The sequence below is a fragment of the Rhodovulum steppense genome, assembly GCF_004339675.1.
Classification (GTDB): domain Bacteria; phylum Pseudomonadota; class Alphaproteobacteria; order Rhodobacterales; family Rhodobacteraceae; genus Rhodovulum; species Rhodovulum steppense.
Genome location: NZ_SLVM01000050.1, coordinates 1 through 6,890, shown reverse-complemented (window position 1 = coordinate 6,890; position 6,890 = coordinate 1). Strand labels below are relative to the sequence as shown.

Annotated in this window: 4 protein-coding genes and 1 tRNA gene; 2 read left to right on the top strand and 3 right to left on the bottom strand. The window is 63.4% G+C overall.

What is annotated here, in order from left to right; genetic code table 11:
* Positions 1 to 96: 96 nt before the first annotated feature.
* Positions 97 to 173: transfer RNA gene (locus EV216_RS17895), tRNA-Met, on the top strand.
* Here EV216_RS17895 and EV216_RS18910 read toward each other — a convergent pair.
* Positions 130 to 1,839 (bottom strand): recombinase family protein, encoded by a 1,710-nt coding sequence (locus EV216_RS18910; RefSeq protein WP_424511193.1) that lies wholly within the window; start codon positions 1,837 to 1,839, stop codon positions 130 to 132. The genes EV216_RS17895 and EV216_RS18910 overlap by 44 nt on opposite strands.
* Positions 1,840 to 2,332: 493 nt before the next feature.
* Between EV216_RS18910 and EV216_RS17880 the strand changes: the two genes are divergently transcribed.
* A complete protein-coding gene (locus EV216_RS17880) occupies positions 2,333 to 3,574 on the top strand; it encodes a DNA methyltransferase (protein ID WP_132697221.1) in 1,242 nt (413 codons plus the stop codon).
* Positions 3,575 to 3,676: 102 nt separating this feature from the next.
* Here EV216_RS17880 and EV216_RS17875 read toward each other — a convergent pair whose 3' ends face one another.
* A complete protein-coding gene (locus tag EV216_RS17875) occupies positions 3,677 to 4,915 on the bottom strand; it encodes a hypothetical protein (RefSeq protein WP_132697219.1) in 1,239 nt (412 codons plus the stop codon).
* Complete coding sequence (locus EV216_RS17870) at positions 4,916 to 6,679, bottom strand: AAA family ATPase (protein WP_132697217.1); 1,764 nt, start codon at positions 6,677 to 6,679, stop codon at positions 4,916 to 4,918.
* Positions 6,680 to 6,890: the final 211 nt, after the last annotated feature.

Here is a 6,890-nt window from a genome sequence, read left to right as displayed (position 1 = left end):
TCAAGACGTGGGAGAGTAGGTCACCGCCAAACCTAGAAAGAGCCAAACATATAACTCTCTTCGATGACAGGCCAAAATGGCCAACAAAACAACCGACGCGGGGTGGAGCAGCCCGGTAGCTCGTCAGGCTCATAACCTGAAGGTCGTAGGTTCAAATCCTACCCCCGCAACCAACTTTAGCGAACAACTCGACGCATCATACCCGGCCCGCCGGTCAGGATCGGCCGCGATGAACATCGCCACGATGTCCCCCCAGATCTCCAGAACGTGCGCCCGCCGCTTCTCGGGATGCGGCAGAACGACGACGCGTTCCACCAGTTGGTGCAGCGTGTCGCCGGCCCGACCCGCAATCGGTTCCCGGGCCAGCACCGACACCAGGTTCGCCACGTAGTCCTGCCACATCTGCGGAAGGGTCTCGGGCAGCTCGATCGTCTTCGGCGCCAGCGTGTCGAGCTTGGCCCGGAGTTGCTTCAGTTCCTCCACCAGGCCGTTCGCCTCGGCAATCGCCTCGTCGTCGACGAGGCCGCGCCGGACGGCGGCCATGATGTTCTCCCGGGCCGTTTCCTTAACGGAAATCAGGCGCAGGTAGTGCTTCCGCTCGTCGTCGCCGGTATTCCCCATCGTCTTGAGGTGCCGGGCCATCTGCTTGCGGAACCGCTCGTAGGCGGCCGGCTGCATCAATTCGTGCTGCAGTCCGACGATGATCGTGGTCTCCGCCACGCTCTGCAGCAGCCCGGGCATCCCCTGGCAGACGGCCGGGCCCTTCTCCTTGGCGTTGGCGCAGTAGTAGCGCTTCGACTTGCCGCTGCCGGCGATGGTCATCTTGCCGCCGCAGCACCCGCATTCCAGTAGGCCCGAGACGAGATACGTCCTGCGGCGGAGCCCCTGGCTCGCCGACAGGCCGTTCCGGTCGGTGCTGTCTATAAGCCCCCGGGCGAGAGCGTGCGCGCGCTGGCGCGCCTTCACGGCGTCCCACAGCGCGTCATCGACGATGCGCAGGTCGGGCACGTCGCACACTTGCCACGCGTCCGGCGCGTTCAGGCGGGAAGTCCGCTTCCGGGTCTTGGGGTCCTTGCTGTAGCGAAGGCGATTCCATACCCGCTTGCCGACATAGAGCTCGTTGTTCAGGATGCCCGTGCCCCGGCTTACGTTGCCGTTCAGCGTGTTCTGGCGCCAGTGCCCCACCGGCTGCTTCTTGCGGGGCCGGGGCGCGGGAATCCCCTCCTCGTTCAGCTGCGCCGCGATCTTCAGGGGCGATTTCCCTTGGGCATATTCCGTCAGGATCCGGCGAACGATCGCCGCTTCCTCGGGAACGATTTCGAGCGCGCCGGGGATCCGCAGCCCGTCCGGGCCGACGGGCACCCGGTAGCCGTAGGCCACCCCGCCCGGGTTCTCGCCGTCGCGAACCTTCCCGGCCTGGCCGCGCCGGGTCTTCTCCGCCAGGGCCTTCAGGAACATCGTGCCGACGATCCCCGCGAAGGCCACGCGGATGAAATCCATCTTGCCCTGGTCCAGCGTGTGGATCTCGACCCCATGATGCTCCACAAGCTTCCACAGATAGGCGATGTCCAGATTGTCGCGGCTGATCCGATCCATGCTCTCGGACAGCACGATCTCGAACTTGCCCTTCTCGATATCCTCCAGGAGGCGGACATAGCCGGGCCGGTCGTTCACCGCGCTCGACATCGCCCGGTCGACATACTCGTCGATGACCTCCCAGCCTTCCCTGCGGGCCCGGACCCGGCATTCGTAGAGCTGATCGTCGATCGACTTCGGGTTCTGCTTGTCGGTCGAATAGCGCGCGTAGAGGGCCGCGCGGATAGGTGCGTGCTTGTTCATCTGCCCCCCTGTGAGTCGTGGCTTGGCAGAGTGTTGCCTTCACCGCGTTAAGGCAACACTGACCAAGCCTCGACTTTTACATTGTCCGGCCGGCGCCCCGCGCCTACCGTCGTTCCGCTGCGACCAGTCAGCTTCGTCAAATGGCCACAACCTCCCTTGCGGCTTGTTCTGCGATCAGGTCGATCAGTCTGTCGAGGGCCATCCGGGTCTCCTTCGGCTTCGGTCGGACAACACCCGAAGCGCGAGAGGCAGAGATGCCCAGGCGCCGAGAGGCCGAGGACAGCCAATCCGCAGGGCGCGGTGCCAGAGGTCGAGGCAGAAAGCAGCAGGCCCGCGTCGCAACAGCGGCGCGGGCCAAGAACCCCGAAATGCGAAGCGCTCCGATTGTAGCGCAATCGCCGGAGCGACTTTTGTATCACGGTTAGTCCATCTGTTTATTGTGTTACGGAAAACCCTCAGCTAGGGTGCCTTTGTAAAACAGGCGAGGAACCCGATGGCGCGGCCAAGAGCAGAGAATCCTAGAACAAAAACTGCGAACATCCGCCTCACCGAGGAAGAGCGCGCCGAGATCGAAGCGACCGCTGCCGCTCAGGGCTACGCCTCCCTCAGCGAATATATCCGCTTCCTGCACAGCCGATTCACCGAGGAAGAAGGGCTTGGCGGGGGGGACAAGAAAACCAACCCCCGAGACTTTCCCGCCAAGCTCCTGCGCCCGTTTCTGAAGACTGATCACGGACAAGTATTCTGGGGCGACAGCCGCAGCTACCTCTTCAGCAAGGCAGAAGAGAACAGCGTCGATCTCATCATGACGTCGCCGCCCTTCGGCCTGGTGCGCAAGAAGAGCTATGGCAATGAAGACGCGGATCGCTACTGCGACTGGTTCCGCCCCTTTGCCGAGGGCTTCCACCGAGTCCTGAAGGACACCGGAAGCCTCGTCATCGACATCGGCGGCGCATGGGTGCCCGGCCAGCCCACCCGAAGCCTCTACCACTTCAAGCTCCTCGTTATGCTCGTCGAGGAATACGGTTTCCATCTCTGCCAGGAGCACTACTGGTTCAATCCGTCGAAGTTGCCGACGCCCGCCGAGTGGGTGAACGTGCGCCGTGTGCGCGTAAAAGACGCCGTGAACACCGTCTGGTGGCTCTCGAAGACGCCTTACCCCAAAGCCAACAACAGGCGCGTCCTTCAGCCCTACTCCAAGTCGATGGAGCATCTGCTGAAGAACGGCTACAAGGCCAAGCTCCGCCCTTCAGGGCATGACATCTCCGACAAGTTCAACAAGGACAACGGAGGCTCCGTCCCGCCGAACCTGCTCGCCATCGCCAACACCGAGTCCAACGGGCGCTATCAGGATCACTGCCGCGCAGAGAACATCCCCATCCATCCTGCCCGCTTCCCAGCTCAGCTTCCCGAGTATTTCATCCGCTTCCTCACCGACCCTGGCGACCTGGTGGTCGACCCCTTCGGCGGCTCCTGTGTCACGGGCGTCGTCGCCGAGAACCTGAAGCGCCGCTGGACGTGCTGCGAGCTGTCCGAGGAGTATCTCCTCGGTGCCCGCGCCCGCTTCGAGCCCGAGCTTCAGCCGCTTCCCAAGGATCGCGCCATCCCTTACGAGATCGCGTCGCCCTGCGCGCGGCCGGTTGCGGAAGAAGACGCGCCGCTCTTCGCGGATGGCGGCGCTCAGCGCCCCGCCTCGATGCGTAAGAAGGCATCGCCGAAGATCGCTGCCGAGTGAGCCCACACAGCACCCTCGATAGGCTACGTTTCAGCCCTGCCGTCTCGATGGGCACCGCCAATTGGTCGGTGGTGCCTGATACGCCAGAGCTTCAGCCCACCTTCAATGGGCTGAAGACAGCAACCGTTCCCTGACCCAAGCCTGAAGCCGCCCATCGGTCAGCCCCATGAAATCCATCACGCGGGGCGCAGGCGCTGCTTCATCCAGAAGGTCTGGGGCTTCACGGCTCAGCGCAATGAGCGAGGCACGGACAAGCCCGTCTATCTCCGCTTTTGGGGCATAGCCGCGCGCATAGCGCACGATCTGTCCCACCGCTTCGCGGAAGCGGGCGCTCGCCGTGTCCCCCGCCAGATACTTAACCTCGACGATTCCGACCACTTGACCGGCTTGCCGGTCGGCAATCACCAGGTCAGGACGATCCGCAGCGAGCTGGATCCCATAAGCCGCCAAAGCCCGCTCCAGGCGCTCTTCTGACGGTTCCAAGGCGGGCGGGGTGTAGAACCCCCCGCCGCCCTGCCAGAAGACATCATATCGCCCACAGGAGATGACCGGCGCTCCCGATTGGCTGCCCAACAGCGCAAGGCTCATCGGTTTACCTGTCTCTGCCGCCAGAGCTTCCCCGATCCCGAGCCCCACGGCCAGCTCGAAGCGCCGCCACTGTTCCAGCGGCCCGATCAGCGTGCTCTGCAGAACGCTCCGCAGCGCCTCTTCATCTCCCGCCTCGACCCTCGCCAGAGTGTCATAGGCCGCAATCGCCAGCCGGTAGATCATCCGCCGTGACCGCGCCGCATCCCGCAGCGCTCCTGGTCCCGGTCTGCGATGAACGGCCACGCTTCTCAGCACCTCTCGCAAGGCATCGAGCCGCCCCACTGCCGCTACATCGGTCATCGTCTCCTCGACCAGACGGGCATAGGCCGAGCCCGCAGGCTGAACGGCGAAGAGCCGCGCCGCATAGGTCGAAGCCGTATGCACAACCCACGCCACGACCTGGTTCGGCCCTGTGTTGAAGCTGCGCACGGGCTCTTCGTAGATCACCAGCGAAGGATGACCGGCCACCCGCCGCGCAAGCATCGTGTCCCGCGCGTCGATCCGCCCCCGCGCTACGGCATCATCCGTTCTTCTCACGAAGTGCAGCAGGCTTTGCGCTTCGTGCCGATGGCTAAGCATATAGGACAGGAAGGTGCGAACGGGCTCCGACAGCGCCCAATGGGCACGCAGCAAATCCATGTCCCGCGCAAGATCGAGATGGGGACTCGCCGCCCCCGCCAGCGTCCCCTGCCGGAAATACCGCAGGAACACCCCCGCCGCGTAGTCGCTAATAGCCCGGTCGAGCGTCTCCATCTAAACTGCCACGGAGGCCATCCGCGCCTTGATCCGCTCGCCCTGGGCAGTATCGAGCCCGAAAACTTCGATAGCCTTGCCCGCGAGAAACTCCGCATCCTGCACGACGATCCCGTCGAGCATCGGCAAGAGCACCATGTCCACGGCATCGAGCAGCGCTTCCTTCATCGAAGGCGTCGGCGCGGCGAAGAACGCGGCATCCTCTTCCATTGCCTGGACAGCCTTGATGGCGTCGATGATGGGGGCAGGGCCGATCACTCGCACCGTGTTGATCGCTGCCCAGAACGCAGCGAGAGGGCAGGGGGCTCCTGCCGCCGGTCCCGCCCAGGCGGGATCTTCCTTGCGCAGGAAGGCTTCCAGGAAGCCGGCCGTATCGCGCGGGGCATCGACATAGACCCAGCCGAAGCGCCGCGCGAGCGCGTAGGACATCTGGTAGAGGGACGCCTTGTCGATGGAATTGATCGTCGCCACCAAGCGCCAATGCGGCCCCGGCGCGAACTCATGCGCCGCCGCAGAGGGCTTGCTCTCCGGTAGGATCACATATTGCAGGCTATCCTTGTCCTCGATGTCGAGCCGATAGGGCAGGGTGGTTTGCTGCCCCGAAAGCACCGTGAATAGTGGCCCGATCACCTTGTCGATGTCGCAGCGGTTCAGCTCGTCGATGATGAGCGGCCGGTCGAAGCGGCGCAGCAGCACTCCCGGAATGAAAGCCACCGAGCCGCTGCCGACCGGCTGATAGCCCCCAATGATGTCTTGCGAACTCCAATCCGAGGAGCCCGTCACCAATGTCCATTTTCCGCCCGTCAGCACCGTGGCGATATGGCGGGCGAGCGTCGTCTTGCCCGTCCCTGGCGGGCCGTAGAGCATGATATGCCGCTTGCCCGAGGCGAGCGCGGCGTTGATCTGCCGGTAAACCGCCGCGTCGATGCCCAGCAGATCGCTCATCTCAGGGATATGCAACGAGGCAGGCGCGACAATTTCGTCATCATCCGCTGCCTTGTCTTCCTCGTCATCGAGGCCGGAACCGGCAGCCGGCGCCGGAGGCGCGACCGGCCCCGCCGCCTTCCAGGCGTCCGAAATGTCCTTCTTCAGGCGCTCGAACTCAGGTTTTTCGCTCAGGTCATAGACAGGGATCGGCCCTGCCGCCGCGCCTTCCGGCGCAGCCGTTATGTCCGCCGCTAGGGCGTCGATCACTTCGCCATAGGTCAGCTTGCGCGGCGATCCCGAAATCGACACCTGGACCTCATGGTCGCGCGGCTGCACCCCGAGAAGACCCGCCAGCAGATACGGCAGGGCAGCGCCCTTGAACTTCATCGCCCCGCTATCGGGATCGAAATGGAACGGCTCCGCCGAGGAGCCTTGCGGCGTCGCGCCGTGGAAGACGAAGAGCGCGTGGACTTCGAGGCTATCGTCCCGGAAATAGTCGTTCATCTCTTGCCGCACGAGCGGCACCAGGCGGAACACTACCCCTGCCTTGTCTTCCTGCGAAGCATTGATCGCGCCAAGATTCAGCGCGCCGCCCGCAGGATTGACGGCTTTCCATCCCGCCCCGGCAGGTTCGATCTGGTAAAGCCATCGCGGCGGTTTGTTCGCCGAGTAATTCGGCTCCTTCCAGAAGCCGATTTCCAAATTGATTCCATGGCGCGAGCCAAGCCCGTCCTTCAATTTGAAGCCGCATTGCGAGAATTGCAGCCCCTTGTCTTTCAGGCGGTCTTTGAACCATCTGAAGAAATCGACTTCGTAAATCTTTGCTTCATCCGCCATTCAAGCCGCCCACCATGTAACAATTCTTCGTCCGCCCGCGCTCCCGACACTACCGCCGAAGGTGAGCATCGTCTATCTGTTCGATAAATGAGGCTTATTTGCCTCTCAGAAGCCTGCTAGGCTCCAGACCCATTGATTTCAGGTCTTTGGCGTGATTCAGGCTCCGCGAGGAGACCTGATCTATGAGCAATCTTTACTGGCTGACCGAGGC